We start from the raw sequence: 26,901 nt of genomic DNA on the forward strand, positions 1-26,901 counted from the left end.
ACCCTTTGGTCAATCGCGACACAGAGGAGTCAGCACGGTGCAGTGGCCGACGTTCAATGTGAGGCCGTACGTCTGCGGCGGCATCGGCCACCTCGACGATGCCGTCCTGGAGACGCTACGGGAGGCCGGACCGCGGGTGAGGCCCGCGCTGCGGACGCCCGAGGCGGCGCTGTTCAGCTCCTCGCCGCTGCCGCCCTACCAGCGGGCCGCCCGGACCTGGGCGTTCGCCTGGGGGGAGCGCAGGCCGACGGAGGCGGCGCCGTGGATCAGCGTGGCGGAGGAGTTCGAGACCCCCGGCCTGATCGACGACGGAGACCGGGTCACGCTGCACGCCGGCGGACTCGGCCTGGTGGACGTCTACTACCTGTCCCGGGACGGGGCCGTCTACTTCTCCTCGCTCCTGGAGCCGCTGCTGGCCCTGGCCCGCACGCCGTACGAGATCAACTGGGACGCCTGGGCGTCGATTCTCCAACTGACCTTCCCGCTCCGCGACGACACCCCCTACGCCCAGGTCAAGCGGCTGGCCGGGGCCGGCGCACTGGCCTTCGACCGCTCCTCGGGCCGGATCTCGACCGAGCGCAGGCTGCCCCGGTGGCTGCGCGAGGAACCGTTCGAGGCGGGGCGGACGGCCGGGGAGATCCTGGAGATCCTGCACGAGGTCTACAAGGAGTTCGACGACCGGCCGCTGCTCGTGCCGGTCAGCGGCGGCTACGACTCGCGGCTGCTCTGCTCGGTCGCGGTGACCCGGGGCGCCGACGTCGAGTCGTGGACGACGAGCCCCGACGACGGCACCGACACCGACATCGCCTTCGCCCGCGCGATCACCCGTGAGCTGGGCGTACGGCACCGCGTGATCACCCAGGACGCCGCCGCCTACCCCGGCGACGCGCTGGCCGTCGCCCGCCGGCTTTCGTTCCTCACTCCGCACCACGCCTGGTACACCCCCTTCGCCCGCGAGGTGCACCGGGCCGGCCGGACCCTGGTGGACGGGCTGGCCGGAGGGCCGCTGCTGAAGAACTTCATGGTCAGCGGGGCCGCCCTGGAGGCCACCTCGGAGGCGGAAAGGAAGGCGGCGCTGCTCGGCTCCCTCACGCTGGGCGCCCCGTCGGTGCCGCTCCTGTCGGAGGAGGCGTCGGCCTGGATCACCTCTTCGGTCGAGGCGGCCTTCACCCAGTCGACCTCGATGTTCAACGGTCACCGGGCCGAGCTCCCCCTGTCGGTCCTGCATACCCGGACCGCCCGGGGCATCGCCCGCTCCCCGGTCAACCTGGTCGGCCCCGAGGTGTCGTTCGTGGCGCCCTTCATGCATCCGGACTTCTTCGACGCCGCCCTCTCGGTGGGTGTGGCCCGCAAGGACAAGGGACACTTCTACCGGGAGCTCCTGCACGCCGCCAACCCCCGCGTCGCCGCGCTCCCCTCCACCAACGTGGTCAAGCAGCCGCTCCAGCGGGTCCCGCTCCGCTCGGCCGCCGCGCCCGCGCGGGAGTACGGTCACCGGATGCTGACCCGGGTCGCGGGCACCGTGCCCTCTCTGCTGTCGGAGCAGCTGCACGGCGTGGTCGCCGAGGGCCCCGACGCCCTGGCGAGGTTCAACGGCTGGAACGACCGGTTCTGGGTGCGGAGCCTGGTCCTGTTCGGAGCCTGGCTGGGTGACTACGAGGACCGCCTGCCCACCCTCACCCCACCCTGGACCTGATCTCCCCGCCCCCTGCCTCGGGGTGGTCCACCACGCCGGCCGGGAGACTCCACGCCGGCGACGGCGCCCGCGTCCGGCCATCCGGACGGCGCAAGACCGCGACGGTACGGAACGCCCGCGGTGCGCACCGTCCGTTGTCTGTGCAGCTGAAAGGCCGTATGGGGTGAATTGGGAGCTTCTCCCGCGGGTGGGTAGTCTCGATCGATGGGGTCCCTGACCCCGGGGGGAAGGCCTCCCGGCGCGGACGGCCGGATCGGGGACCGGGAAGGTCGCGCCGGCCGGATCCGGTGCGCGCCCGCCCGGCCGCGCACACATACGCCGAGGTCATCGCAACCGTGCAGCCATATTTCACGAATGAAAACAGTAAGTGACATCACGATTACGGGTGGGTTGCGCGATGCCCGTCAAGATTCCGTGGGGCAGAGACGGCGGCGAGATGTTTAGGGGATACGACAGCGGCGAACGACTGGTAGTGTTCGGCGCAGAAAGCGCCACAACGGACAGCCCGAATCACAAATTCGGTCCGTCCGGGGGCATGGAGCACGTGGGGATGACGGCTCCCGCCAGCGCGGTCACCAAACATCATCAGCCGGACTATCCGGTGACTTCGTCCTGCCCTTTCTCACCGTGAGCGAGAACGCGATGAACCCATCCCCCCACGTGGAGCCCGTTTCCGAGGACTTCGTCTCGGCCGACCCCCAGTGGTACAAGCGGGCGGTCTTCTATGAGGTGCTGGTCCGGGGATTCAAGGATTCCAACGGAGACGGCACAGGAGATCTGCGCGGCCTGATCGAGAAGCTCGACTACACCAAGTGGCTCGGTGTCGACTGCCTCTGGCTGCTCCCCCTGTACGAGTCGCCGCTCCGTGACGGCGGCTACGACATCTCCGACTACATGAAGATCCTCCCCGACTTCGGCGACCTCGGCGACTTCGTGGAGCTCATCGAGGCGGCCCACGAGCGGGGCCTGCGCATCATCACCGACCTGGTGATGAACCACACCAGCGACAAGCACCCCTGGTTCCAGGCCTCGCGGCACGACCCCGAAGGGCCCTACGGCGACTTCTACGTCTGGGCCGACGAGCCCACCGGATACCCCGACGCCCCGATCATCTTCATCGGCGCCGAGGAGTCCAACTGGACCTACGACCCGATCCGCAAGCAGTACTACTGGCACCGCTTCTTCCACCACCAGCCGGACCTGAACTACGACAACCCCGCGGTTCAGGAGGCCATGCTGGAGGTCCTGCGCTTCTGGCTGGACCTGGGCATCGACGGCTTCCGCCTGGACGCCGTGCCGTACCTCTTCGAGCGCGAGGGCACCGGCTGCTCCGGTCTGCCCGAGACCCACGCCTACCTGAAGAAGGTCCGCGCCGAGGTGGACCGCCTCTACCCCGACCGGGTGCTGCTCGCCGAGGCCAACGGCTGGCCCGAGGACGTGGTGGAGTATTTCGGCGACCCGGCGGTGGGCGGCGACGAGTGCCACATGGCCTTCCACTTCCCGCTCATGCCGCGCATCTTCATGGCCGTGCGGCGAGGCAGCCGCGAGCCGATCTCCGAGATCATGTCGCGGACGCCGAAGCTTCCGGAGACCGCCCAGTGGGGCATCTTCCTGCGCAACCACGACGAGCTGACGCTGGAGACGGTCACCGAGGAAGAGCGCGACTACATGCACGCCGAGTATGCCAAGGACCCGCGCATGCGGGCCTACCTGGGCATCCGGCGCCGGCTGGCCCCGCTGCTGGAGAACGACCGGGACCAGATCGAGCTGTTCACCGCGCTGCTGCTGTCGCTGCCCGGCTCGCCGGTCATGTACTACGGCGACGAGATCGGCATGGGTGACAACATCTGGCTGGAGGACCGCGACGCGGTCCGCACCCCGATGCAGTGGAGCCCGGACCGCAACGCCGGCTTCTCCCAGGCCGACCCGGGCCGCCTCTACCTCCCGGCCGTCATGGACCCGATCTACGGCTTCCAGGCGGTCAACGTGGAGGCCCAGCAGAAGAACCCGGCGTCGCTGCTGCACTTCACGAAGAAGATGCTGGAGATCCGCCGTAACCACCCGGTCTTCGGCACCGGCGTCTACAGCGAGCTGTGGTCCGGCAACCCGGCGGTGCTGTCCTTCATCCGCGAGGACGGCGACGACGTGATGCTGTGCGTCAACAACCTGTCGAAGTATCCGCAGCCGGTGGAGCTGGATCTGCGCCGCTTCGAGGGCATGACGCCGGTCGAGGCCCGTGGTGGGGTGCCGTTCCCGCAGGTGGGGACGCTTCCCTACCTGCTGACCCTGCCGGGTCACGGTTTCTACTGGTTCTCCATCAACGCCCGCTGACCCTTTCCGCGAAACGGTGCGGTACGGCCTGGCCGTACCGCACCGTTCGTCGTTCTCAAGGAGCTGTCATGGGAGGGTCGCCGTCCAGCGGTACGGCCTGGCCGTACCGCACCGTCCGTCGTTCTCAGCCGGCCGTCACAGGAGGAATCGCCGTCTACCTGGCGGTCACCGGCACCTGGGCGCGTGCGGCCCTGCGGGCCGGTATCAGCGTCACCAGCAGGGCCGCCCCCACCGCGATCAGCACCGCGGCGGCCAGGGTCAGGAACGAGGGCGTGCGGCCGATGCCCGCGCCGACACCGCTGGTGTGCCCCTGCAGGTCGATCAGACCGCCGACCAGGGACGCTCCGGCGGCGGTGCCCGCCACCACGCCCAGCACGACGAGCAGCCCCGTGCCGGTGACCAGGGTCGCGGCGACCTGTCGCGGGGTGAGTCCCATGGCCTTGAGCACCGCCAGGTCGAGCGCGTGGTCGCGCAGACCGAGAGCACTGGCGGTCAGCAGGTTGGCCAGGCCGAGCAGCGAGAGCATGACGATCAACCCGACGATCACCACGCGGATGATCGAGAGCCGTTCGGCCGGGTTGACCACCAGGTGCACCTCCAGCTCCTCGTTCGAGGCGGCCAGCAGCCGGGCCCGGACCGCGGCAGGGTCGGCTCCCTGCCGGAGGATGAGGCTGTAGAACTGCGGTGGCATCGCGTCCTTGGCGGCGAGGCTGTCCAGGCCGAGGGAGAGCACCTCGCCGTCCTGGTCCGGCTCCACCACCCGGCCGACGATGTGGACGATCAGCGGCGTGCCGCCGACCGTCATCCGCACCCGGTCGCCGATCTTCACCTCCAGCAGGTCGAGCAGCCCCTGCCCGGCGACGGCCTCGCCGCGGGCGGCGAACATCCGCCCCTCGACCACCGAGAAGGGGTAGGGGTCGGCGGAGGTACCCACCGCGCGGGCCAGCACGCTCCTGGTCTGTTCGGGCTCCAGCGCGGACACCTCGGTGCCCGGGTAGGCGGACAGCACCTCAGGATCGGCTCTGGCGATCCTGGCGGCCTCTTCGGCGGAGAGTTTGTCCGGGTGGAGGGTGAGCGCGGCCGCCTGGCCGATCTGTTCGGGATGGCGCAGGAAGTCGTCCAGAGTCGCCCAGCAGCCGAGGCCGATCGTGATCATCGCCATCGGGACGGCGAGACCGACGATGCTCAGGAAGGCGGGGACGCGGCGGGTGAAGGCGTCACGGGTGCCCAGGACGAGGGCGGGCGGCAGCCGGACGAGAAGGGCGAGCCTGGCGATCCGTGACAGGTGGCCCCGCGGCGGCGCGGCGGACGCCGCGGGGATGGGCGGCGTACGACTGCCGCGCCAGGCGGGCAGGGCCACCGCGACGAGGACCACCGCGGCGGTGCCGCCGGTGATCGCCAGCAGCGGGAGCAGCGAGAGCGGCAGGATCGGCATGCCGTCCAGCGCGAACGAGGAGGCGATCTGGCCGCAGACCAGCCCGATGGCGATGCCGGCCATGCCGAGCGCGCCGTGCTCCACCATGAGCAGGCCGAAGATCTGACCCCGGGTGTAACCGAGGGACTTGAGCGTGGCGATGTCGCGTGTCTGGGTCAGCACGCGACCCCCCACCACGTTGACGATGGCCAGGGCGGCGGCGACCAGCCCGGCGACGCCGAACAGTGCCAGCAGCAGGCCGAGCAGCCTGTTGTCCAGCTCCATGGAGGCACGGACCTCGCGCCAGGTGGACATGCGCTGGATCTGCTCGGCCAGCAGGGTGACCGCGCCGTGCACGACCGGCAGGGTGTCCTCCCCGTCGGCGAGCCGCAGCCCGGTGACCGACTCGCTGCGGCCCAGCGCGGGTTCGACCCTGGCGAGGGTGGTGGTCAGGGTCCAGGCCAGGCCGGGGGTCCACTCGGGGTAGAAACCCTGGTCCGCGGTGTCGGCCAGACCGACCACGATCAATGGGTGGGAGACCCCGCTGAGCGCGGTGACGGTGAAGGGACCGCCCACCCGCAGGTCGAGCGCCTCGGCGAAGGAACGCTCGACGACCACGCCCTCGACGTCACCGGGGCGTAGCCAGCGGCCCTCACGGACCAGCGGAGCGGCCACGGACGGGAGCGTCGCCTGCATCCCCCGCAGTGCCACGGGCGACTTCTTCCCGTCCATCGCGAGCATCACGGGTGCCGTACGGTACGGCCCGGCCACCTCGGCCACGCCCGCAAGGTGTGAGAGCGCGGTCACGGCCGGAGCGTCCTTGGTGTGGATCCACACGTGCGCGCCCCGGGACTCCGTGAAAAGCCCCCGCCACGGGTTCGTCCCGTCCTCCAGCAGCGTCGCCGAGGTGATGAGCGCCGTGACGATCCCCGCCACCGCGAGCACCGTCAGCAGCGCCTGTCCCCGTCGTGCCCGAAGATCGGCCCGGATCCATCTGACCGAGGCCCTGGTGGTGCTCACCCGGCTATCCCCTGAGCTCGACGACGTCGCCCGCGGTGGCCCGGGGGCGACGGCGGGCCGTACCGACGGCGCCGTCGTCGGCGATCTCGCCGTCGAGCAGGGAGACCACCCGGTCGGCGAGGCTGGCGACCCGGGCGTCATGGGTGACCAGGATGACGGTCTGGCCGTCACGGTGGACCTCGCCGAGGAGGCGGAGCACGTCACGGGTGTTGCGGCTGTCGAGGTTGCCGGTGGGTTCGTCGGCGAGCAGCAGGCTCGGCTTGTTGGCCAGCGCGCGGGCCAGCGCGACCCGCTGCTGCTCACCACCGGCGAGCTGGGCGGGGGCGGCGCCGGCGCGGTCGGCCAGGCCGAGCTCGCCGAGGAGATACTCCCGGCGCTCGCGCGCCTCGCGCGGGGAGGCCCCGGCCAGCAGTGCGGGGAGCTCGACGTTGTCGGCCACGGTCATGTTGGCGACCAGGTTGAAGAACTGGAAGACGAAGCCGATCTCCCGGCGGCGCAGCAGCGCCCAGGCGCTCTCGCCCAGTGTGTCGGCCCGCTTGCCGTTCAGCCAGATCTCACCGCTGGTCCGGGTGTCCAGGCCGCCGATCATGTGAACGAGGGTGGACTTGCCCGATCCCGAGGGCCCCATGACCGCGACGAACTGACCGGCCTCCACCGTCAGGTCCACCCCCCGCACGGCGGGCACCGGGACGCCGCCGTTCTGGTAGATCTTCACGAGGTTGACCGTGGTGACGGTGGGGGGCGGGCTCATGACAGGTCCTCCTGACAGCGTTCGAGCCAGTCGAGGTCGGCCTGCAGATGAAGCATGGCCCCCTCTATCAGCAGGAGCGCGACACGATCCCCCGGGTCGGTCCGCTCAGCGAGTTCGTTGAGGTCGCGCATGAGCGCGAGGTAGTGGCGACGCTGACGGTTGATCAGCGTCATCCGGTCCGCGATGCCGGTCATGGGGGCCAGCACGAGTTTCATGAAGAACTCGTCCCGGACCCGCGGACCCTCGGTGGGTTCGTCCACCCACGCATCGAGGGCTTCTCGGCCCTTGGCGGTCAGATAGTACACCTTCTTGTTCGGCCGGTTGGTCTGCTCCACGTCCACGGCCCGCACCTGGCCGTCCTTCTCCAGACGGCCGAGCGTGACATAGATCTGCCCTATGTTCGGTGATGGGTAGGCACTGCCGAAGATCTGTTCAAGCGCCTGCTTCAGCTCGTATCCGTGGGCAGGTTCCTTCGCGAGGAGCGCCATCAGCGACTGCCTCACGCCCCACCTCCTCGGAGTGCTCGTTATGTGAGCGTTATGTGGCTATCCGTTGACGTCCACATTAGCGCTGTGCATAACATGCATGCATCTACCTAACACGTATGTAACCGCTCCGAAATGTGGAGGCAACCAATGCGCCGCCTGCTCCCCGTCGCGCTCGCCGTACTGGTGACGGCGGGATGCTCGGCCGCGGTCGCCCAGAAGACGGAGCGGTCCGGTGGGACCGGCCCGTTCACTCTCGTGACGGGACGCGACACGACCGGTTACCTGCAACCGCTGCTCGACCGATGGAACCAGGCCCACCCCGGGGAACGGGCGACCCTGCTCGAACTCCCCGAGGCGGCCGACGAGCAGCGTGCGCAGATGGTCGCCAATCTGCAGGCGAAAAGCGACCGCTACGACGTGCTCGGTCTCGACGTGGTCTGGACGGCGGAGTTCGCCGACGCCGGCTGGATCCTGCCGCTCGACCGCGGCATGTTCCCGCTGGGCCGGTTCCTGCCGCCGGTGGTGGACACCGCAATCTACCGGGACAAGCTCTGGGCGGTGCCCTACACCAGCAACGCCGGCCTGCTTTACTACCGCAAAGATCTTCTTAACAAGCAGGGTTTTAGGCCGCCCAAAACCTGGGCACAACTGCGCGAGCAGGCCCGCGTGCTGCACGACAAGTACGCCATCGGCGGTTACGCCGGTCAGTTCCTCGCCTACGAGGGGCTGACCGTCAACTTCGCCGAGGCCGTGCAGTCGGCGGGTGGCCAGATCCTCAGCCGGGACGGCACTCAGGTGACCATGGACGCGACCAAGGCGAAGACCGCTCTGGACTTCCTGACCCGCGGGTTCCGCGAGGGATGGATCCCTGCGGAGTCGCTCTCCTTCAAGGAGGAGGAGTCCCGGCTGGCCTTCCAGGACGGCCGGCTCGCCTTCGCCCGCAACTGGCCGCACGCGTACGGCCCGGCCACCACCTCGGCGGTCGCCGACAAGTTCGGCGTCACCAGGCTTCCCGGTCTCAACGGACCGGGTTCCAGCTCGCTGGGCGGGGTCAACCTCGCGCTCAGCGCCTACTCCAAGCGGCAGAAGTCGGCGGTGGAGTTCATCCGCTACTTCACCGGTCTGGAGAACCAGCGGCGGGTGCTCGCCGACGGCTCGTTCCCGCCCGTGTGGGCCGAGCTGTACGACGATCCCAGCCTGATCAAACGCTTTCCCTACCTGCCGGTTCTCAAAAAGAGCATTCTCTCCGCTCAGCCGAGACCGGCGAGTGCCAACTACAACCAGGTGAGCCTGGTGATCGCCAGTGCGGTCTCCAACGCGCTCACCCCGCCCTTCAAGGAGTCCGGGGACGACGTCGTCGCCTCCGTCAAAGGTCAGCTCAACGAGATCATCCGGGCTCAGTGACCCGGGGGCGATCCCCCTGAGTCGAGACCGTCATCCCACTCCCGGCCGGACCGAGGGTCATCCCCACCCCCAGTCCGGTCGGGCGCCATCCCCTTTCATCCCGTCCACAGTGAGCTGTCATCTCCGCCCCCCGATCGAAATCCAGGAGCGCTGACAGCGCAGGAGGTTTGCTCGATATGCGTAAAACCGTCGTCACAGTGACCACAGCCGGGCTCGCGCTCGCGCTCGCCGCGTGCGGCCAGTCCGCCGACACCGACACCGCCGCCCCGGCCCCCGCCGACAGCTCCTCCGCGGCCGCTCCCGCGGCCAAGACCCTTGAAGGCGTGACCCTCGAGGTCGCCGCCAAGTGGACCGGCGCCGAGCAGACCAACTTCCAGGAGGTGCTCAAGGCGTTCGAGGCCAAGACCGGCGCGAAGGTCACCTACGCCTCCACCGGTGAGGACACCGGCGCCTACCTCGGCCCGCGCATCGAGGGCAAGAACCCGCCGGACATCGCGATCCTGCCGCAGCCGGGCCTGGTCAAGCAGTACTCCGACCAGAAGGCGCTCAAGCCGCTCAGCCCCGAGGTGCTGAAGCAGGTCGACGACAACTACACCCCGTACTGGAAGGAGCTCGGCTCCGCCGACGGCCAGGCCTACGGCGTGCTGGTGAAGGCGGCGCACAAGTCGCTCATCTGGTATCGCGACAAGGCCTTCCAGGACGCCGGGGCGCAGCCGCCCGCCACCTGGGACGAGCTCGTCACGACCGCCCAGGCGGTCGCGGACTCCGGCACCCCGCCGTTCTCCCTGTGCGGCGCGTCCGGCTGGACGCTGACCGACCTGTTCGAGAACGTCTACCTGTCCAGCGCCGGCCCGGAGAACTACACCAAGCTCTCCAAGCACGAGATCCCGTGGACCGACGCCAGCGTGACCACCGCGCTGGAGAAGATCGGGCAGCTGGTGAGCAAGAAGGAGTTCATGCTCGGCGGCTCCTCCGGCGCCCTGCAGACCGACTTCCCCACCTGCGTGACCCAGGTCTACGGCCAGGACAAGTCGGCGATGGTCATCGAGGCGGACTTCGTGGGCACCACGGCCGAGGAGTCCGGCGCCAAGCTGGGCGAGGAGGCCAAGTACTTCCCGTTCCCGAAGGCCGGTGACACCGCTCCGGTCGTGCTGGGCGGCGACATCGCGGTGGTGATGAAGGACTCCAAGGGCGCGATGGCGCTGATGGAGTTCCTCGCCTCCAAGGAGGGCGGCGAGGTCTGGGCGAAGCTCCCCGGCTACCTCTCGCCCAACCGCAACGTCTCGCCCGACAACTACCCGAGCGAGCTGACCAAGAAGCTCGCCGAGACGATCGTCTCCGCCGGTGACGCCGTCCGCTACGACATGTCCGACCTCGCGCCCAGCGCCTTCGGCGGCACCGACGGCAAGGGCGAGTGGAAGCTCCTGCAGGACCTCGTCCGCGACCCCTCCAAGGTCAAGGACATCCAGGAGAAGCTCGAGACCGAGGCCAAGAAGGCCTGGAAGTAAAGGGGAGAGGCCGTGACCAACCGGTTAGACGGCCCGCAGGGCCCGCGTGGCGGCGATGACGCCGCCCGCGGTTCCTCCTCCGGACCGAACGACGCCCCCCGGGGCTCCTCCCTCGACCTGAATGAGGGGCCCCCGCCCTCGACTCCGGCCGGCACCGGCACGGATGCCGACGACACCGCCGGGACCAAGCCCGCCGGTGCCGTCCCCCCCACCTCAACCAACGCCCCATCGGCCGGCACCGCCGCACCGGCCCGCGCCTCCAAGCTGGGACCGGCGCCTACGCTGGCGATCTGGTTCCTGCTGCCGGGCGCGATCCTGCTCGGCTCGATGGTGATCTACCCGATCATCTACTCGATCTTCCGTAGCCTCTACGACGGCAACGGCCAGAACTTCGTCGGAGTGGACAACTACGCGGCGATCTTCAGCGACGCCTCCACCCTGACCACGATCAGGAACAACCTGATCTGGGTCGTGGTGGCTCCCGCCCTGGTCACCGCGGTCGGCCTGATCTTCGCGGTGCTGACCGAGCGGATCCGCTGGGCGACCGCGTTCAAGCTGATCGTGTTCATGCCGATGGCCGTCTCACTGATGGCCTCCGGCGTCATCTTCCGCCTGGTGTACGAGCAGGCCCCGGACCGGGGCGTGGCCAACGCCGTGATCAATTCGGTGGACGGCCTCTTCGGCTCCCACACGGGTTATCCGGACGCCCGGCCCCGGGAGAACGACCAGGCCCCGGTCGCCGCCCAGCAGGGCACGGTGGTCACCAAGCAGCCCTCCCAGCCCGGGAAGGCCGTGCTCATCCCGCTGGTGGGCGTGAAGCCCGAGTCCCTCGCCTCGGCCTCCGCGGCGAAGGCGGCCCAGCCTGGTCCGGGCGACCTCGCCGGGACCGTGTGGGTGGACTTCACCCAGGGCGGCGGCGGCGCGCTCAACCAGGTGGACGGCACCGAGAAGGGCCTGACCGGGGTGACGGTCGAGGCGGTGCAGAACGGCGCCGTCAAGGCGACCGCCACCACCGAGGCCGACGGTACGTTCCGCTTCACCGGACTCGCTCCGGGTGACTACACGGTACGGCTGCCGCAGTCGAACTTCGAGGCCGCCTTCAGTGGGGTCTCCTGGCTGGGCCCGACGCTGATCACTCCGGCGATCATCGGCGCGTTCATCTGGGTGTGGGCCGGATTCTCCATGGTGCTGATCGCGGCGGGCCTCGCGGCCATCCCGCGGGACGCGCTGGAGGCGGCCCGCATCGACGGCGCCACCGAGTGGCAGGTGTTCCGCAAGATCACCGTTCCGCTGCTCTCGCCGGTGCTGCTCGTCGTGTTCGTCACGATGATCATCAACACCCTGAAGGTCTTCGACCTGGTTTACGTCATCGCACCGGGATCGGTGCAGCCGCAGGCCAACGTGATCGCGCTGGAGATGTGGCGGGTCTCCTTCGGCGGTGGCGGCAACCAGGGACTGGGCAGCGCGCTGGCCATCTTCCTGCTGATCCTCGTCCTGCCCTTCATGATTCTCAACATCCGCCGGTTCAGGAGGGACAACCAGTGACCACCTCCACTCTCGGCGCTCCGCCCCGCAGCGCCCTCGGCCGGGTCGTCGACCGGATCGGCGGCGGCCTGGTCCAGGCGGCGCTGGTACTGATCGGCGTCTTCTGGCTGGTCCCCACCCTCGGGTTGTTCGTCGTCTCGATCCGTGAAGAGGCGGCCAACAACTCCACCGGCTGGTGGACGGTGTTCACCAAGCCGGCCGAGCTGACCCTCAAGAGCTACTCCGATCTGCTTGCCACCGGGTTCACCTCGTCGTTCTGGAACACCGTGCTCATCACGGTGCCCACGACCGTCCTGGTGATCGGCATCGCGGCCATGGCGGCCTACGCGTTCGCCTGGATGGAGTTCCCGGGCAGGGACGGGCTGTTCCTGGTCGTGGTCGGCCTGCTGGTGGTGCCGGTCCAGATCGGGCTGATTCCGATCGCCAAGCTCTACGGCTCCATCGGGATCTTCGGCTCCATCGCCGGTGTGGTGCTCTTCCACGTCGCGTTCGGGCTCCCCTTCGCCATCTTCCTGCTCCGCAACTTCTTCGCGGGCATCCCGGCCTCGCTGCTCGAAGCGGCGCGGATGGACGGCGCGGGCGAGTGGAAGATCTTCTCGACCGTGGTGTTCCCGCTGGCCAAGCCCGCGGTCGCCTCGCTCGGCATCTTCCAGTTCCTCTGGGTCTGGAACGACCTGCTCGTCGCTCTGGTCTTCGCCAACACCGAGAACCAGCCGATGACCAAGGCGCTGCAGTCCCAGATGCGGCAGTTCGGGACCAACGTCGACATCCTGGCGCCGGGCGCCTTCCTGTCACTGATCATCCCGCTGGTGCTGTTCTTCGCCTTCCAGCGGTACTTCGTGCAGGGCATGATGGCGGGCTCGGTGAAGTAAAGGGGCAGACCCGGTACGGCTTACCCGGATTTCAGGGGCGAGCCGTACCGGGTCTCAAACCTCGATAGGGTTTTCGGCATGTCCGCACGCCCTTTGAACGAAGTCGTGGAAGCCGGGTGGGCCACGGCCCTCGAGCCCGTCGCCGGCAAGATCGCCGCGATGGGCGACTTCCTCCGCAAGGAGGTCGCCGAAGGCCGGCAGTACCTCCCTTCGGGCCCCAATGTGCTCCGCGCCTTCCAGCAGCCCTTCGACCAGGTCAAGGTGCTGATCGTCGGTCAGGACCCCTACCCCACACCGGGTCATCCGATCGGCTTGAGCTTCTCCGTGGCCGCCGAGGTGCGGCCCATCCCGGCGAGTCTGCGCAACATCTACAAGGAGCTCACCGAGGATCTCGGGCTGCCGATGCCGAGCAACGGCGACCTGACCCCGTGGGCCGAGCACGGTGTGCTGCTGCTCAACAGGGTGCTCACCGTCGTGCCCGGCAAGCCCGCCTCACACCGGGGCAAGGGCTGGGAGGAGATCACCGAGCAGGCCATCAAGGCGCTCGCCGCGCGCGGCAAGCCGCTGGTGGCGATCCTGTGGGGCCGTGACGCCCGCAACCTGCGTCCGATGCTCGGCGACGTCCCCGCCATCGAGTCGGCCCACCCGAGTCCCCTGTCGGCCCGTAACGGCTTCTTCGGCTCCCGTCCGTTCAGCCGCGCCAACGAGCTCCTCGTGGAGCAGGGCACGGCACCGGTGGAGTGGAAGCTTCCGTAGGGCGATCCCCTTCACGAGGGCACTAGGATTTCCACCATGAGTGATGAATCGGGCACTGAACGCTATCTGCGGTTGACGGTTGAGCTGACCGTCGAGGTGCAGGACCTCGGCGGGCTCCAGGCCGCCGCACTGAAGGAGATCAACCACCCGGACGCCGATCTGGACGACGACGAGCGCCGGGAGCAGGCGGAGATGGTCTCCGCCGACGACACCGGCGCCACGGCGCTGCAGTGGCTCATCGAGCCGGACCATGTCCTGGGTCTGATCGAGCACGTGGAGCAGATCGAGCCCCGCGAGGCCGTGCTGGGCGTGGAGCCCTCCGACGGTCCCTCGGACGAGGAGGACGACGACCATGACCACAGCCATGACCACGGTCATGGCCATGGTCACTGAGATCAGTCGTTGACCGCGAAGCCGTCCCCGAAGGCCCAGAGTTGACCCTCCAGGTCGAAAGCCAGATAGACCCTGGCGCCTTCGGGGGTGGCCTCGGGCTCCACCACGATCTCCGCGCCCCTGGCGGCGGCCTGCTCGTAGTGGGCGTCCAGGTCGTCCACCACGACGAACACCCCCTGACTGACCGCCGGTAGGTCCAGGGCACTGCGCAGGTACGGCTCGCCGTCACGGACCGACGCGAGCATGACCACGGCGTCTCCCAGCGTGAGCCGGGCATGTCCGATGCCGCCCTTCGGCCCGGGGACGGTGAGCGCCACCCGGAAGCCGAAGACCTTGCCCAGCCACTCGATGGCGGCCGGAGCATCCTGATAGCGAAGGAACGGGACCACAAGGGGCGTCGACATGCTGCCCTCCATCGAGACGGTGCGATGCCTTCAGCCCCGAGCTTGCCACCGTTGGCCGATCCCGTCAGCCCACCCGGCGGATCTTCTTCTCAGCCGGTGAGGATCTCTTCACGGCGGGCGACGAGGGAGCCGCGACGGCACACCGGATCGCCGCGCCGGCGGCTGGCCCGTTCGTTCACCCAGGGGGCCGTCTTGGCGACGGCCGGTCAGCCCACGGAGACCAGTGGGGCGGGATAGCCTCTGACCACTCTGGGCATCCGCGACGGCTCGTGGAGCATCCTCACCGGCACGGCGTCCAGTTCAGGCAGATAACGCCGAATGTACTCGCCATCCGGGTCGAACCTCCTGGCCTGCCGGACAAGATTGACGACGCGGTCGGGTCGCGTGTTGTTCCCGGTCCCGGCCACCCACTGCCAGTTGCCGTAGTTGTCGGACACGTCACCGTCCAGCAGCAGGTCGAAGAAGTGCTCGGCGCCCACCCGCCAGTCCACCATCAGTCTCTGGACCAGGAACGCCGACGTCACCAGGCGGGCCCGATTGTGCATCCACCCCTCGGCGAGCAACTGCCGCATGCCCGCGTCCACGATGGGGACCCCGGTCATCCCCTCTCTCCAGGCCTGTGCCGCGTCGGGGTCGTCGCGCCATTCGCGCCCGCGCGAGCGGTAGTCGTCACGGTTGATGCGCGGGAACGCCCGCGTCACCTGGTGGAAGAAGTCACGCCAGCACAGCTGCCTGACGAACTCGTCGCCGTTCTCTGCCAGTGCCTCCAGCTCCAGCGGTGACAGGCAGCCGAAGCGCAGATAGGGGCTGAGTTTGGAGGTGCGGTTGCCGGCGAGGTCGTCATGGCCGTCGGCGTAGTCCGCGACGCAGTATTTCAACCACTGCCGCATACGGCCGCGTGCCACCGTCTCGCCCCCCTTGAACAGCCCGTGCGGATCACCGGTCGCCGGCAACGGGCCGCTCTCCACCCCTTCGGGGAGGGAGACCTTGTCGGGGGCTTTCAGCACCTCACGACGGCTCTGCCGGCTCCAGGCCCGCCAGTAGGGCGTGAAGACCCGGTAGTGGTCGCCGCCGCCGGAGGGCCTGAGCGCGTCCGGCGGTACGATTGTCACCCCGGGAAAAGTGCGAAAATCCATCCGCAGCCGCCCGCATTCCTCGGCGAGCCGGCGCTCTCTGCGGCGCGCGAGCGCGCTGACGTCAGCGCTGGCGTAAACCGCCTGCGCCGGAAGCTCCTCCGCGAGCCGGAGCGTCTCCGCCACCGGATCACCCCGGCGGACCACGAGGTCGCCACCCAGCTCCCGGAGCGACCGGCGCAGGTCGGCGAGGCATTCCGACAGGAAGCCCGCTCGATGGGCGGCGGGCATCTCCGGATCGACGACGAACAGCGGTACCACCCGGCAGGAGGTCGCGCATGCGGCGGCCAGCGCCGGGTGATCGTGCACCCGGAGGTCACGGTTGAACAAGACGATGACAGTGTCCATCAGGGAGTTCTTCGAGGTGCCGGCCGCCGATGGTTGCATCCGCCCATGCCCGCCACTCGAAAGAAGGTTGGATGGAGGAACCGCCCGCATCGCCTGGCAGGCTGGTATCGCGATCAATGGGCACGAAGTGAGACAGGGATGGACGGTCAGGGGCAGGTGACCACCGAGGAGGAACCGGGTTACGGCATAGGAGCCGTCGCGCGGCGGCTCGGCGTGCCCGCTCCCACGTTGCGCACCTGGAACCTGCGTTACGGGATCGGGCCGAGCCACCGCAGCCCCGGAGGGCACCGCCGCTACGACGCGGGCGACCTGCGGCGCCTTGAGGAGATGAGCCGGCTCATCAAGACCGGGGTCCCGGCCGCCGACGCGGCCCGCGAGGCGCTGAGAGCCGACGTCGTCCTCGTGGGAGAGCGCGTCCGGGACCGGCAGCCCGCCGCGGCGCTCGGCGACCCTGTCGAGGCGGTGCTCCCGGACGCCGCACCGGTGATGTGGCACGAGATCCCGTCCGTGGCGATGCTGGGGCGGGCCGCGTTCTCGCTGGACAGCCGAACCGTGTCGGACTGGATCGGCTCGTCACTGACCAGGCACGGCGTCCTGTGGACCTGGGAGAATCTGGTCGTTCCGGTCTTCGACCTCATCTGCCGGCGCCAGGCCGAGACCGGCGCGAGCATCGAGATCGAGCACCTGTTCTCCGAGCGGGTGCTGACCGCGCTCACCCGGCTCATCGAGCGCCCGCGACAGCCGGTCAACGAGCGGCCGGTGCTGCTGGCCTGTGCCGAGGAGGAACAGCACAGCCTGCCGATCTACGCCCTGGCCGCCGAGCTGACCACCGAGTACCACGTGGAGACCCGGATCCTCGGCGCGCGGACCCCCTACTCGGCCCTGGCCGACGCGATGCGCCGCCTCGGCCCGGCGGTGGTCTTCATCTGGTCGCAGCTGCACGCGACCGGCGATCCGGCGCCGCTGGCCTCGCTCCCGCTGCTGCGCCCGGCGAGCCGCGTCATCGTCGGAGGCCAGGGCTGGTGGGACGGGCTCCCGCCGTCGGTCTCCCACGTCACCTCGTTCCGTGAGGCCCTCACCCGGATCAGCGGCGCCCTTCACTGACCCGCCGGACGCGGAGCCGCACCACCGTGGCGCACTCACTGACCCGCCGGGTGCGGAACCGTACCACCGCGGCGCACTTCACCGACCCACCGGACGCGGAGCCGTACCACCGCGGTGTGCACTGATCTTTACCTTGACGGTTTCGCCGTCCTCACCGGCGAAACCGCGTCCGGTCCCTCACACAGAGTTGCGGTCACGGCGGTGGCCGGGGTATGAATGGATGACCGGAGTGAATAAGTTTTGAGTAGCTTTTATGGGTAGGAGGAGCCACCATGATCGACAACCTGAACATCCGGCTCGCCGAGGGCGACGACACGGCCCTGGCCGACTGCTTCCGCGAGCATGGCTCACTGCTCCGCTCCTACCTGCGGTGATTCGTCCCTCCCCAGGAGGTCGAAGACCTGCAGCAGATCGTGTTCGCCGAAGTGTGGCGGTGCCGGCACCGCTTCGACCCGGGCCGGAGCCTGCCCGCATGGCTGATCGGCATCGCACACAACCGGGCGGTGGACCATCTGCGGGTGCACACGCTCCAGACGGTGCCACTGGACGTGGTGGCCGACCCGGCCGGCGTGGACGGCCGGAACCACGGAGACGGCCTGGCCGAGCGCGACGAGGTCCAGCGGGCGCTGGCGGAGCTTCCCGCCCCGCAGCGCCAGGCCATCGAGCTGGCCTACTACGGTGAGCTGACCCAGCGCGAGATCGCCGAGAAGCTCAGGGTGCCGCTGGGCACGGTCAAGGCCCGTACGGCGCGCGGGCTGCGCCGCCTGTCGGACATCCTCACCCCGGTCGCGGCGTGATCGACCAGGTCAGGCCGCGGGTCGCCGTGTCGAGCTGCCTGACGGGCGAGCCGGTGCGGTTCAACGGCGGCCACAGCCGCGACAGGTTCCTCAGCGGAGAGCTGGATCCCTACGTCGACTGGGTGCGCGTCTGCCCGGAGATGGAGATCGGGCTCGGCACCCCGCGCGAGACTCTCCGCCTCGAACGCTCCCCGGACGGGCCGCACCTGGTCACCCGGAACACCGGGGTGGATCTCACCGGCCCGATGACGGCCCTGGGCGCCGCGCGGGCGCGCACCCTGGACGTGGACGGCTACGTCTTCAAGTCCAGAAGCCCCAGCTGCGGGGTGCACGGCATCCCGGTCTACACCGGTGACGCGGCGGTGGACCGCGGGGGCAGGGGCGTCTTCGCGGCCCGCATCATCGACGCCCACCCGCTGCTGCCCGTGGAGGACGAGGGACGGCTGAACGACGCGCTGCTCCGCGAGACCTTCGTAGAGCGGATCTTCGCGCACGCCCGGCTGCGCGCGCTGCTGCGGAGCGACTGGCGCCCACGCGACCTGGTCGCCTTCCACTCCCGGCACAAGATGCAGATACTCGCCCACGACCCCACCGCCTACCGCAGAGCGGGCCGGGTGGTGGCGCAGGCCGGCCTGCGCTCCCATGCGGAACTGGCCGCCGACTACACCCGCGAGTTCGGCACGGCCCTCGCCAGGAAGGCCACCATCGGCCGCCACGTCAACGTGCTCCAGCACTGTCTGGGCATGGTGAGCGACTCACTGGACCACACCAGGCGGGCCGACCTGCTGGAGGTCATCGCCTCCTACCAGGCCGGCCAGGTGGCACTCAGCGTGCCGGCCACCCTGCTCCGCCACCACGCGCGGGGCGAGTCCGCGGAGTATCTCCGCGACCAGACCTACTTCTCGCCCTATCCGGAAGAGCTCCGCCTCCGCAACCACGTCCCCGCCTGAGGGAGGCACCGGACGGTCAGAGCCCGCTCCCGTCCGGCCGGATGACCGCCAGGGAGTGAGCGGGCAACACCAGGTCGGAGAGGCCGGGCACCGACGCCTCCCCGTCCGGGCCGGACGAGGGCGGAGCGTCGCCGAAGTGGACGCCCGGGTCGGAGGCGAGCAGGATCTGCCCCGGGGCGAGCCGGATGTTCAGCGGGATCGGGCTGAGGTTGGCGGCGACGCGGAGCGCTCCCCGGTGGACGACCAGCCAGGTCTCACCGTGCTCGACCCGGACCCGCTCAAGCCTCGGGTCCGACAGGTCCGGGTGCGCGCGGCGCAGCGCGATGAGGGCCCGGTACCAGTCGAGATGGGCCCGGTGGGCCTCGTCGTCCAGCTCGCTCCAGTCGAGCTTGGAGCGGAGGAACGTCATCTCCTCCCCCGGGTCCGGTGCCTTCTCGGCCCAGTCGTCGTAGCCGAAGCCGACGAACTCCCGCCGACGCCGGTCGCCCTCGCCCTCGCGGAGCTGCGGCTCGACGTGGTCGGTGAAGAACAGGAACGGCGTGCGCGCGCCCCACTCCTCGCCCATGAACAGCATGGGGGTGAACGGCGAGGTCAGCAGCAGCCCGGCTGCCAGCCGCAGCGCCTCCGGCGCCATCCGGTCGCCCTCCGCCCGGTTGCCGATCTGGTCGTGGTTCTGCGCGGCGCAGACGAAGCGGTAGCCGGGCACGTGGCGGGCCGGGCGGCCGTGGGAACGTCCCCGGAACGCCGAGTAGGTCCCGTCGTGGTAGTAGGCCGCGGCGAGCACCTTGGGCAGCGCTCCGGCGAAGTCGTCGTAGTAGCCGTGCCGCTCACCGGTCACCGCCACGTGCAGGGCGTGGTGGACGTCGTCGTTCCAGGCGGCGGCCAGGCCGTACCCGCCGGCCTCGCGGGGCGTCATCAGCCGCGGGTCGTTGAGATCGGACTCGGCGATGAGCGTCAGCGGCCTGCCCACGGCCGCGGACAGCGCGTCCACCTCGGTGGCGATCTCCTCCAGCAGGTGGACGGCCCGGTTGTCGTGCAGTGCGTGGACGGCGTCCAGCCGCAGGCCGTCGATGCGGTAGTCACGCAGCCACTGCAGCGCGTTGTCGACGAAGTAGCGGCGCACCTCGTCGGAGCCGGGACCGTCCAGATTGACCGCCTGCCCCCAGAAGGAGGAGGCGCTGGAGTGGAAGTAGGGGCCGAACGGCGCCAGGAAGTTGCCGGACGGGCCGAGGTGGTTGTAGACGACGTCGAGGATCACGCCGACGCCCCGCAGATGGCAGGCCTCCACGAAACGCTTGAGCCCGTCGGGTCCGCCGTAGTTGTCGGTGACGGCCCACAGGTCCACCCCGTCGTAACCCCAGTTGCGCTCCCCCGGCACCGGGGGCACCGGCATGACCTCCACGAAGTCGACGCCCAGCTCGACAAGGTGGTCGAGCTTGCCGGCCGCCGCGTCGAAGGTCCCGGCGGGGGTGAAGGTGCCGACGTGCAGCTCGTAGATCACCGAGCCGGGCAGGGCACGGCCGTGCCACAGGTCGTCGTTCCACTCGAACCGGTCGTGGTCGTAGAGCCGGCTGGGCCCGAAGATCCCCTCGGGCTGCCACCGGGTCCGGGGGTCCGGCAGCGGCTCGCCGCCGTCCAGCCGGAACCGGTAGTCGGTTCCGTGACCGGCCCCCGGCACCTCCGCCGACCACCAGCCGCCGGCCCGTGCGTCCATCGAGTAGCGGATCTCGCCGATCTCCACGTCGACCGCGGTCGCCAGCGGCGCCCAGACCTCGAACACGGGCTACTCACCTTCCAGAAGGGCGACAGGGTGGGTGCACAGCAGGTGGGCCAGCGGGATCCGGCCGGTGTACTCGGCACCGGTCAGCAGATCCCGCCACGCGCCGTGCGGCAGCATGATCGTCTCGCTCCCCCAGCCACCGCGCCGCGCCAGCCCGACCGGCAGCCGGGTGGCCACCGCCACCGCCCGCTCCCCGCGGGCGAAGGCGATCGCGTGGTCACCGGCCTCCAGCGGGACGTACGGCGACGCCGGATCCAGCCGCCGCCGCAGGTTCAGCGCCTGGGTGGTGACGGCCAGCTTGGCCTCGTCCCAGGGGAAACCGCCCTCCCCGGCGAGCAGCTGCCGGCGCAGCGGGAAGTCCACCGGACGGCGGTTGTCCGGGTCCACGAGGGAGAAGTCGGTGATCTCGTTGCCCCAGTAGAGGTCGGGCACGCCCGGCATCATGAGCTGGACGAGCTTCTGGCCCAGCGAGTTGGCGCGGGCGTAGGGCTCGATGCCGGCCGCGAACTCCGCCACCGAGGCACCGCACTCGTCGATCGCCCGGGCGACGAAGTCACGCAGGCCCGCCTCGTAGGCGGGGTCCGGGGCGGCCCAGGAGATCGAGGTCTTGGCCTCGCGGGCCGCCTTGAACAGGTAGTCGAAGAACCTTTCGGGGCCGATCGGCCAGGCGGCCATCAGGTTCTGCCAGGCCAGATAGTCCAGCGCCGGGTCGAAGGAGACCTTGGACGACCACTCCCCGACCGCCGCGGCCCATTCCTCGGGCAGCTCCGACAGCACCGCCAGCCGGGCGCGCACGTCCTCGGAGCGCTTGGTGTCGTGCGTGGACAGGGTCGTCATCGTGGTCGGCGACATCTCCTGGGCGAACGCGTGGAACTCGCCGACGTCCCCGCCGAAGTGGTCCGGCTCCCCGCCCACCTCGTTCAGGCACGCCAGCGGGTACCACCGGTAGAGGGCGGTGTCCTCCACCCCCTTGGCCATCACCGGCCCGCAGATCTGCTGGAAACGGACGACCGCGTCGGCCGGGCCGCGCAGTACCCGGTCGACGACCTCCGCCACCGGGGCGCCATCGGGCAGCCGGGCGGCGGCGACCTGCCCGGCCGACTCGACGATCGAGGCCGACACCTCGGGCACCGGCTCTCCCGGCACCACGTAGGCGCGGTAGACCGGCATCGCGATGAGCAGCTCCACCAGCGTCTCGCGGTCCCCGCCGACCTCGGCGTGCAGCCGGTCGACCTCGGCGGTGAAGAACAGGTCGACGACCTCCCGCTTGGACCGTCTGACCACGGTGGCGTAGTCGTGCGGCATCCCGGTGTGGGTGACGAACAGCTCCACCAGCGGCCGGCTCCCGGCGGGGTCCACGAACAGCCTGGTGATCCGGTTGAGCACGTCGTAGCCGGTGGTGCCGTCGCAGTCCCAGTCGGCGGGCAGCCTCTCCTCGCCGATCAGGATCTTCTCCACCACGGTCCACACGTCCGAGGCCGCGCGGAGCCGGGACAGGTAGCCGCGGGGCTCGGCCAGCCCGTCGGGGTGGTCCACCCGCAGGCCGTCGACGACCCCCTCCTCGACCAGCCCCAGGATGACCTCGTGGGTGGCGTCGAACACCTCCGGGTCCTCCACACGTAGCCCGATCAGCGAGGACACGTCGAAGAAACGCCGGTAGCCGGGGCCCTGGCGCCAGTCGACCAGCCGGTAGTGGGTGTCGGGGTAGGGGAACTCGTGGTCGTGGTAGCGCAGCACGCCGCCGTCGGCCACCGGCTCGGTGGCATCCCCGATCACCGGCATGTTCACCTTGCCGCCGGTCCAGTCGATGTCGAACCACGACGCGTACGGCGACACCTGCCCGTCCTTGAGCACCGACCACAGCGCCGCGTTGCCCGACTCGGGCACCGGGACCGTCATGTGGTTGGGCACGATGTCGGCGACGACACCCAGCCCGTGCTCGGACAGCGTCGCCGAGAGCGCCCGCAGGCCCTCGATCCCACCGAACTCCGCCCGGATCCGGGAGTGGTCGGTCACGTCGTAGCCGTGCCGCGACTCCGGCTCGGCCTGCAGGATCGGCGACAGGTAGACGTGGCTGACCCCCAGCTTCCGCAGGTAGGGGGCGAGTGCGGCCACCTCGGCGAACCCGAAGTCGGGGGTCAGCTGGATCCGGTAGGTCGAGACCGGCACCGCGTACGGCGCCGTGAACGGCTCAGACACGTCGCAACACCCTCACCGACCTGCCGACCACCGGCACGTCCTCCCCCGCCCGGCAGAGCCGGGTGTCCACTGTGATCGGCATCGCCGTGTCGATCTCCGTCAGCCACATGTCGCCGTAGTCCCTGGGAATCGTGAATTTGATGACATCATGGTGGGCGTTGAACAGCATCAGGAACGAGTCGTCGGTGATCTGCCGCCCCCGCCGGTCCGGCTCGGTGATGGCGTCGCCGTTCAGGAAGACCGCCAGCGACTTGGCGTAGCCCACGTTCCAGTCGGCGTCGGTCATCTTCTCCCCCTGCGGGGTGAACCAGGCGATGTCGCTGAGGTTGTCCTCCGAACCCCGCACCGGCCTGCCGTAGAAGAACCGGCGCCGCCGGAAGACCGGATGGTCGGCGCGGAGCTTGGCCAGCCGCCGGGTGAACTCCAGCAGCAGCCAGTTCTCCCGGATGTCGGACCAGTCGACCCAGCTCAGCTCGTTGTCCTGGCAGTAGACGTTGTTGTTGCCCTGCTGCGTGCGTCCCAGCTCGTCACCGTGAGAGATCATCGGAACGCCCTGGGACAGGAACAGCGTGGTCAGGAAGTTGCGCTTCTGCTGCTCGCGCAGCGACTCGATCGCGAGCGAGGCGGGCCCCTCCTCCCCGCAGTTCCAGGACCGGTTGTCGTCGGTGCCGTCCCGGTTGTGCTCGCCGTTGGCCTCGTTGTGCTTCCCGTTGTAGGAGACGAGGTCCTGCAGGGTGAACCCGTCATGGCAGGTGACGAAGTTGATCGAGGCGGCGGGGCGGCGGCTGTCGTCCTGGTAGAGATCGCTGGAGCCGGTCAGCCGGGAGGCGAACTCGGGGAGGGATGCCGGCTCTCCGCGCCACAGGTCGCGGATCGTGTCGCGGTACATGCCGTTCCACTCGGTCCACCGGGCGGGGAAGTTGCCCACCTGGTAGCCGCCCGGGCCGACGTCCCACGGCTCGGCGATCAGCTTGACCTGCGACAGCACCGGGTCCTGCTGGACCAGGTCGAAGAAGGCACTCAGCCGGTCCACCTCGTGCAGCTCCCGTGCGAGCGTGGCCGCGAGGTCGAACCGGAACCCGTCCACGTGCATCTCGATGACCCAGTAGCGGAGCGAGTCCATGATCATCTGAAGCACGTGCGGGGAGCGCATGAACAGGCTGTTGCCGGTCCCGGTGGTGTCCATGTAGTAGCGCTTGTCGTTGTCGACCAGCCGGTAGTAGTTGGCGTTGTCGATCCCGCGCATGCTCAGCGTCGGACCCAGGTGGTTGCCCTCGGCGGTGTGGTTGTAGACCACGTCGAGGATGACCTCGATGTTCGCCTCGTGCAGCGCCTTCACCATGGCCTTGAACTCCAGCACCTGCCCGCCGCGCTCACCGGTGCTCGAATAGGCGTTGTGCGGGGCGAAGAAGGCGATGCTGTTGTACCCCCAGTAGTTGGTCAGCCCCCGCTCGGCCAGGACGTGGTCGGTGACGAACTGGTGCACCGGCATGAGCTCGACCGCCGTCACGCCGAGCGCGGTCAGGTGGTCGATGACCTCCGGGTGACCGAGGGCCGCGTAGGTCCCGCGGATCCGCTCGGGGATCTTCGGATGGTTGATGGTCAGGCCCTTGACGTGTGCCTCATAGATCACCGTGTCGTGGTACGGCGTGGCGGGCGGGCGGTCGTGACCCCAGCCGAAGAAAGGATTGATCACGATGGAGCGGGGGACGAAATCGGCCGAGTCGGCGTCGTTACGGCTGTCCGGCTCCCCGAAACGGTAACCGTACGCCGCCTCGTCCCATTTCACGTCCCCCTCCACCGCCTTGGCGTACGGGTCGAGCAGGAGCTTGGCCGGGTTGCACCGGAGCCCGTTCTCGGGGTCGTAGGGACCGTGCACGCGGTAGCCGTACCGCTGCCCGGGACCGACGCGCGGCAGGTAACCGTGCCAGACGTAACCCTCGCATTCGGTGAACGGGACCCTGGTCTCCTTGTTGTCCTCGTCGAACAGACACAGCTCGACCCGCTCCGCGGCCTCGGTGAAAAGCGCGAAGTTGGTCCCCGCGCCGTCATAGGTGGCCCCCAGGGGATAGGGGTCACCCGGCCAGATCTCGATCATTGCACCGCCCTTCAGCGGTGGAGGAACATGCCCCATGTTCTCCTGAACATGCACACATTCCCACCCTTGTCACTGTGAACTCGGTCCCATTGGTCGACAGTGTCCACTCGGGTGGCGTGGCGCTGACGCGACATGGGAATACCCGCGGTCTCCGGCCTCCCAAACCCCGGCCCGCCGGTGACCCCCACAGCCGCCCCGAGCACCCGGGATGGTGCGGTGCGGACCGCCCGGAGGCAGGGCTCGGCACGGCCACCCGGCGCCATGGAACAGGCCCGTGCGTGGCCGCCCACAAGGGCGACGTTTGCCCGCCGCTGCCGGGGTAGTCCGGGCGTTCTCACGAGCGGAGGACGCAGGGAATGGGCGGATTCAAGAAATTCCTGATGAGAGGCAACCTCGTCGAGCTCGCCGTGGCGGTGGTGATCGGCGCGACCTTCAGCGGCCTGGTGCAGGCGTTGGTCAAGGACCTCATCACCCCGCTGATCGCGGCGATCACCGGAGGCGGCGAGCCCGACTTCTCCAAGTACGTGTTCAAGGTCAACGGCGCCGAGTTCATGTACGGCGACTTCGTCAACCATGTGCTGAGCTTCCTGATCATCGCCGCCGTCGTCTACTGGCTGGTCGTGATGCCGATGACCCGGGTCATCTCCTTCTTCGACCGGGACAGGGCCGCCACCGAGAAGCAGTGCCCGGAGTGCCTCAGCGACATCCCCGTCCAGGCCAGCCGCTGCGCCTTCTGCACCGTGGAGCTGTCCCAGGTGCACGCCGCCGACAAGCCTCCCGCCTGACCGGCCCCGGGTTCACCGGCCCGGATTCCGGTCGCCCGCACGTCACCTGTGGACCCGGGTGCATTCCCGAGCGTTTCGGCGGCTCGTGCGTCTTCCGGCTGTAGGACGATGGGACCGTGAGCGTAGAACTGGCCGTCTGGCACGAGCCCGAGCCGATCAGCAGGGAGCAGGCGGAGAACGTCTTCCAGGCGCTCCGCCGGGGAGAGCCCGACGCCGCCGGGCCGCATCCCGGGGTGGCGGCGTTCGCCGAGCGGCTGTCCGGGGTCGCGCAGGCCTTTCCGGCGTACGCGCTGGTGGTCGTGGAGCCGGAGCGGGCCGACGAGGTGTCGGGCGTGGTCTTCGCCGCGGCCCGCGAGTGCGGCCTCGTCTGCTACGACCCGCAGCGGGAGCTGGTGCACAATCTGGCGCCCCTGGGCGTCTACTCCGGCATGCAGATGCACACGGGCGACGGGATGATCGTGGTCGACCCGGACCTGCGGCTGGTGGCCGACGCGCTGGCCACCCTGTCGCCGCAGAACCCGTTCACCGCGCTGGTCGTCTTCGGCGAGCACTTCATCCAGGTGTCTCCGGAGATCACGGGCTACGAACTGGAGTACAAGGACAGTGCCCGGGACCTGATGTTCCGCACGCACGTCTCCGATCTTGGGGCGATTCAGCAGGCCTTCGCCGAGTACGCCACCGGCGACCGTTCCTTCCTGGAACGTCACGATTGGGTCCGCGTCTGAGGGGTGTCGCCGTTCGTTCTGTGATGGGTGTTCTTGTGTCTTGAGGGCATTCCGGGGTGAAGGGTCTGTCGCCGTGCGCACTGCGGCGTGTTCTTTGGTCCCGCGGGCACTCCGGGGTGAAGGGTGAGTGGCCGTGCGCGCTGCGGTGGGTGGGTGTTCCGGCCAGCCGTCGCAGTCACCGTCTTGTTTTTCAGGCCTCCGGCCTGACGGGCGCGCTGGTTACGGTTTTTTATAAGCCGGCCGGAACACCCACCCACCTCCGCGCCAGGCTGCCTCGCCGTACGGCGTGCGGACCGTAGCCGCTCCCTTCCAGGCCGCCCATGGATCTCACTGACGCTGAAGCAATCCGCGCAGGGGCCGTGCAGAGGTGCCCGCCGTAGCTGACGCGTTCCTCTCCGAC

21 protein-coding genes are annotated in these 26,901 nt (G+C 69.4%); 13 read left to right on the plus strand and 8 right to left on the minus strand.

The window, feature by feature from the left end:
* Positions 1–37: 37 nt before the first annotated feature.
* Both OHA77_RS12810 and treS read left to right on the plus strand, forming a co-directional pair.
* On the plus strand, positions 38–1,696 hold the full coding sequence (locus tag OHA77_RS12810; protein ID WP_326820408.1) for an asparagine synthetase B family protein: 1,659 nt from the start codon (positions 38–40) through the stop codon (positions 1,694–1,696).
* A 642-nt stretch (positions 1,697–2,338) separates the two neighbouring features.
* Positions 2,339–4,027, plus strand: a complete 1,689-nt coding sequence (treS, locus tag OHA77_RS12815; protein WP_326820407.1) for a maltose alpha-D-glucosyltransferase — start codon at positions 2,339–2,341, stop codon at positions 4,025–4,027.
* Positions 4,028–4,181: 154 nt separating this feature from the next.
* Here treS and OHA77_RS12820 read toward each other — a convergent pair whose 3' ends face one another.
* Genes OHA77_RS12820 through OHA77_RS12830 form a run of 3 tightly spaced genes read right to left on the minus strand, consistent with a single transcriptional unit; the run spans position 4,182 to position 7,715 of the window.
* On the minus strand, positions 4,182–6,461 hold the full coding sequence (locus OHA77_RS12820; RefSeq protein ID WP_406318249.1) for an ABC transporter permease: 2,280 nt from the start codon (positions 6,459–6,461) through the stop codon (positions 4,182–4,184).
* Positions 6,462–6,465: 4 nt separating this feature from the next.
* A complete protein-coding gene (locus OHA77_RS12825) occupies positions 6,466–7,212 on the minus strand; it encodes an ABC transporter ATP-binding protein (RefSeq protein ID WP_326820405.1) in 747 nt (248 codons plus the stop codon).
* Positions 7,209–7,715 (minus strand): PadR family transcriptional regulator, encoded by a 507-nt coding sequence (locus OHA77_RS12830; RefSeq protein ID WP_326820404.1) that lies wholly within the window; start codon positions 7,713–7,715, stop codon positions 7,209–7,211. The genes OHA77_RS12825 and OHA77_RS12830 overlap by 4 nt, the downstream gene beginning before the upstream one ends.
* A gap of 132 nt (positions 7,716–7,847) precedes the next feature.
* Here OHA77_RS12830 and OHA77_RS12835 point away from each other — a divergent pair, with 132 nt between their 5' ends.
* The 6 genes from OHA77_RS12835 to OHA77_RS12860 all read left to right on the plus strand — a co-directional run bounded on the left by OHA77_RS12835 (position 7,848) and on the right by OHA77_RS12860 (position 14,178).
* Positions 7,848–9,104, plus strand: coding sequence for an ABC transporter substrate-binding protein (locus OHA77_RS12835; protein WP_326820403.1), 1,257 nt, complete (start codon positions 7,848–7,850; stop codon positions 9,102–9,104).
* Positions 9,105–9,280: 176 nt separating this feature from the next.
* Positions 9,281–10,612 carry an ABC transporter substrate-binding protein gene (locus tag OHA77_RS12840; protein ID WP_406318250.1) on the plus strand — a complete coding sequence of 444 codons (1,332 nt, stop codon included), beginning with the start codon at positions 9,281–9,283 and terminating at the stop codon, positions 10,610–10,612.
* A 12-nt stretch (positions 10,613–10,624) separates the two neighbouring features.
* Positions 10,625–12,157, plus strand: a complete 1,533-nt coding sequence (locus OHA77_RS12845) for an ABC transporter permease subunit (RefSeq protein ID WP_406318252.1) — start codon at positions 10,625–10,627, stop codon at positions 12,155–12,157.
* The gene (locus tag OHA77_RS12850) at positions 12,154–13,029 is read left to right on the plus strand and encodes a carbohydrate ABC transporter permease (protein ID WP_326820400.1); all 876 of its coding nucleotides are present in this window, start codon (positions 12,154–12,156) and stop codon (positions 13,027–13,029) included. The genes OHA77_RS12845 and OHA77_RS12850 overlap by 4 nt, the downstream gene beginning before the upstream one ends.
* Before the next feature lie 78 nt (positions 13,030–13,107).
* Entirely contained in the window at positions 13,108–13,785 is a 678-nt protein-coding gene (locus OHA77_RS12855) for a uracil-DNA glycosylase (RefSeq protein WP_406318254.1), read from the plus strand.
* Between the two features lie 36 nt (positions 13,786–13,821).
* The gene (locus OHA77_RS12860) at positions 13,822–14,178 is read left to right on the plus strand and encodes a hypothetical protein (protein WP_326820398.1); all 357 of its coding nucleotides are present in this window, start codon (positions 13,822–13,824) and stop codon (positions 14,176–14,178) included.
* 2 nt (positions 14,179–14,180) lie between these two features.
* Here OHA77_RS12860 and OHA77_RS12865 read toward each other — a convergent pair whose 3' ends face one another.
* Positions 14,181–14,582: a VOC family protein gene (locus OHA77_RS12865; RefSeq protein ID WP_406318256.1), complete on the minus strand. Its 402-nt coding sequence runs from the start codon at positions 14,580–14,582 to the stop codon at positions 14,181–14,183.
* Between the two features lie 206 nt (positions 14,583–14,788).
* Entirely contained in the window at positions 14,789–16,063 is a 1,275-nt protein-coding gene (locus OHA77_RS12870) for a cryptochrome/photolyase family protein (RefSeq protein ID WP_406318257.1), read from the minus strand.
* A 138-nt stretch (positions 16,064–16,201) separates the two neighbouring features.
* On the opposite strand from OHA77_RS12870, the gene OHA77_RS12875 reads away from it, so the two are divergent.
* The 3 genes from OHA77_RS12875 (at position 16,202) to OHA77_RS12885 (ending at position 18,914) form a co-directional block, all read left to right on the plus strand.
* On the plus strand, positions 16,202–17,167 hold the full coding sequence (locus tag OHA77_RS12875) for a MerR family transcriptional regulator (protein ID WP_406318259.1): 966 nt from the start codon (positions 16,202–16,204) through the stop codon (positions 17,165–17,167).
* Between the two features lie 413 nt (positions 17,168–17,580).
* Positions 17,581–17,964: an RNA polymerase sigma factor gene (locus OHA77_RS12880; protein WP_406318260.1), complete on the plus strand. Its 384-nt coding sequence runs from the start codon at positions 17,581–17,583 to the stop codon at positions 17,962–17,964.
* The gene (locus OHA77_RS12885; RefSeq protein WP_406319818.1) at positions 17,964–18,914 is read left to right on the plus strand and encodes a YbgA family protein; all 951 of its coding nucleotides are present in this window, start codon (positions 17,964–17,966) and stop codon (positions 18,912–18,914) included. The genes OHA77_RS12880 and OHA77_RS12885 overlap by 1 nt, the downstream gene beginning before the upstream one ends.
* A gap of 16 nt (positions 18,915–18,930) precedes the next feature.
* On the opposite strand, the gene treZ is transcribed toward OHA77_RS12885, so the two are convergent.
* Genes treZ through glgX form a run of 3 tightly spaced genes read right to left on the minus strand, consistent with a single transcriptional unit; the run spans position 18,931 to position 24,991 of the window.
* Positions 18,931–20,694 carry a malto-oligosyltrehalose trehalohydrolase gene (gene treZ, locus OHA77_RS12890; RefSeq protein ID WP_406318261.1) on the minus strand — a complete coding sequence of 588 codons (1,764 nt, stop codon included), beginning with the start codon at positions 20,692–20,694 and terminating at the stop codon, positions 18,931–18,933.
* 3 nt (positions 20,695–20,697) lie between these two features.
* Entirely contained in the window at positions 20,698–22,893 is a 2,196-nt protein-coding gene (gene treY / locus OHA77_RS12895; protein WP_406318262.1) for a malto-oligosyltrehalose synthase, read from the minus strand.
* Entirely contained in the window at positions 22,886–24,991 is a 2,106-nt protein-coding gene (glgX, locus tag OHA77_RS12900) for a glycogen debranching protein GlgX (RefSeq protein ID WP_326827008.1), read from the minus strand. Before glgX ends, treY begins: the two co-directional genes overlap by 8 nt.
* Before the next feature lie 356 nt (positions 24,992–25,347).
* On the opposite strand from glgX, the gene mscL reads away from it, so the two are divergent.
* Positions 25,348–25,776, plus strand: a complete 429-nt coding sequence (gene mscL / locus OHA77_RS12905; protein ID WP_406318264.1) for a large conductance mechanosensitive channel protein MscL — start codon at positions 25,348–25,350, stop codon at positions 25,774–25,776.
* 116 nt (positions 25,777–25,892) lie between these two features.
* Complete coding sequence (locus tag OHA77_RS12910) at positions 25,893–26,501, plus strand: hypothetical protein (protein WP_406318266.1); 609 nt, start codon at positions 25,893–25,895, stop codon at positions 26,499–26,501.
* The last annotated feature ends 400 nt before the right edge of the window (positions 26,502–26,901 follow it).

Origin of the sequence: Streptosporangium sp. NBC_01639 (genome assembly GCF_045209755.1) — a bacterium.
Lineage (GTDB): Bacteria > Actinomycetota > Actinomycetes > Streptosporangiales > Streptosporangiaceae > Streptosporangium.

What these genes read in the sequence shown, in the direction of transcription:
- glgX (WP_326827008.1), bottom strand. Translation starts at nt 24,991, where the DNA reads ATGATCGAGATCTGGCCGGGTGACCCCTATCCCCTGGGGGCCACCTAT.
- mscL (WP_406318264.1), top strand. Translation starts at nt 25,348, where the DNA reads ATGGGCGGATTCAAGAAATTCCTGATGAGAGGCAACCTCGTCGAGCTC.
- OHA77_RS12825 (WP_326820405.1), bottom strand. Translation starts at nt 7,212, where the DNA reads ATGAGCCCGCCCCCCACCGTCACCACGGTCAACCTCGTGAAGATCTAC.
- OHA77_RS12860 (WP_326820398.1), top strand. Translation starts at nt 13,822, where the DNA reads ATGAGTGATGAATCGGGCACTGAACGCTATCTGCGGTTGACGGTTGAG.
- OHA77_RS12870 (WP_406318257.1), bottom strand. Translation starts at nt 16,063, where the DNA reads ATGGACACTGTCATCGTCTTGTTCAACCGTGACCTCCGGGTGCACGAT.
- OHA77_RS12855 (WP_406318254.1), top strand. Translation starts at nt 13,108, where the DNA reads ATGTCCGCACGCCCTTTGAACGAAGTCGTGGAAGCCGGGTGGGCCACG.
- OHA77_RS12875 (WP_406318259.1), top strand. Translation starts at nt 16,202, where the DNA reads ATGGACGGTCAGGGGCAGGTGACCACCGAGGAGGAACCGGGTTACGGC.
- OHA77_RS12840 (WP_406318250.1), top strand. Translation starts at nt 9,281, where the DNA reads ATGCGTAAAACCGTCGTCACAGTGACCACAGCCGGGCTCGCGCTCGCG.
- OHA77_RS12835 (WP_326820403.1), top strand. Translation starts at nt 7,848, where the DNA reads ATGCGCCGCCTGCTCCCCGTCGCGCTCGCCGTACTGGTGACGGCGGGA.
- OHA77_RS12865 (WP_406318256.1), bottom strand. Translation starts at nt 14,582, where the DNA reads ATGTCGACGCCCCTTGTGGTCCCGTTCCTTCGCTATCAGGATGCTCCG.
- treS (WP_326820407.1), top strand. Translation starts at nt 2,339, where the DNA reads ATGAACCCATCCCCCCACGTGGAGCCCGTTTCCGAGGACTTCGTCTCG.